Below are 1486 nucleotides of genomic sequence, written 5' to 3'. Positions count from 1 at the left end.
TTGGATAAGCCCTCGACCGATTAGTATTGGTCAGCTCCATGCATTGCTGCACTTCCACCCCCAACCTATCTACCTCGTCGTCTTCAAGGGGTCTTACATACTGGGAAATCTCATCTTGAGGGGGGCTTCACGCTTAGATGCTTTCAGCGCTTATCCCTTCCGCACGTAGCTACCCAGCGATGCTCCTGGCGGAACAACTGGTACACCAGCGGTGCGTCCATCCCGGTCCTCTCGTACTAAGGACAGCTCCTCTCAAATTTCCTACGCCCACGACAGATAGGGACCGAACTGTCTCACGACGTTCTGAACCCAGCTCGCGTACCGCTTTAATGGGCGAACAGCCCAACCCTTGGGACCTACTTCAGCCCCAGGATGCGATGAGCCGACATCGAGGTGCCAAACCTCCCCGTCGATGTGGACTCTTGGGGGAGATAAGCCTGTTATCCCCAGGGTAGCTTTTATCCGTTGAGCGATGGCCCTTCCATGCGGTACCACCGGATCACTAAGCCCGACTTTCGTCCCTGCTCGACTTGTAGGTCTCGCAGTCAAGCTCCCTTATGCCTTTACACTCTTCGAATGATTTCCAACCATTCTGAGGGAACCTTAGGGCGCCTCCGTTACATTTTAGGAGGCGACCGCCCCAGTCAAACTGCCCACCTGACACGGTCCCTGTACCGGATTACGGTACCAGGTTAGAACTCAGATGCGATCAGGGTGGTATCCCAACGGCGCCTCCAAGGAAGCTTGCGCTCCCTCTTCGTAGGCTCCCACCTATCCTGTACAAATCGCACCCCAGTTCAATATCAAGCTGCAGTAAAGCTCCATGGGGTCTTTCCGTCTTGTCGCGGGTAACCTGCATCTTCACAGGTATTAAAATTTCACCGGATCTCTCGTTGAGACAGCGCCCAAATCGTTACGCCATTCGTGCGGGTCAGAATTTACCTGACAAGGAATTTCGCTACCTTAGGACCGTTATAGTTACGGCCGCCGTTTACTGGGGCTTCGGTTCATAGCTTCGCTTGCGCTAACCACTCCCCTTAACCTTCCAGCACCGGGCAGGCGTCAGCCCGTATACTTCGCCTTGCGGCTTCGCACAGACCTGTGTTTTTGCTAAACAGTCGCTTGGGCCTTTTCACTGCGGCCCCCTCGTGCTATTCACACTACCGGGGCACCCCTTCTCCCGAAGTTACGGGGTCATTTTGCCGAGTTCCTTAACGAGAGTTCTTCCGCGCGCCTTAGAATTCTCTTCTCGCCCACCTGTGTCGGTTTGCGGTACGGGCACCTGCTTCCTGGCTAGAGGCTTTTCTTGGCAGTGTGAGATCATGACCTTCGCTACTGTAATTTTCGCTCCCCATCACAGCCTGGCCTTGGAGCATGCGGATTTACCTACATGCAAGCCTCACTGCTTGGACGGACATCCATCAGTCCGCGTCACTACCCTCCTGCGTCACCCCATTGCTCATAACGGCTTTCGGTGGTACAGGAA

The 1486-nt window shown here is 54.8% G+C and carries 1 rRNA gene; it reads right to left on the bottom strand.

The features are described from left to right. Positions 1-1486, bottom strand: a 23S ribosomal RNA gene (locus tag WH45_RS22585); the annotation flags it as partial.

This window comes from Paenibacillus wulumuqiensis (assembly GCF_000971965.1).
Classification (GTDB): Bacteria; Bacillota; Bacilli; order Paenibacillales; family Paenibacillaceae; genus Saccharibacillus; species Saccharibacillus wulumuqiensis.
Note: the sequence above shows the minus strand (reverse complement) of the source record. Positions and strands in the feature narration are given on the sequence as shown.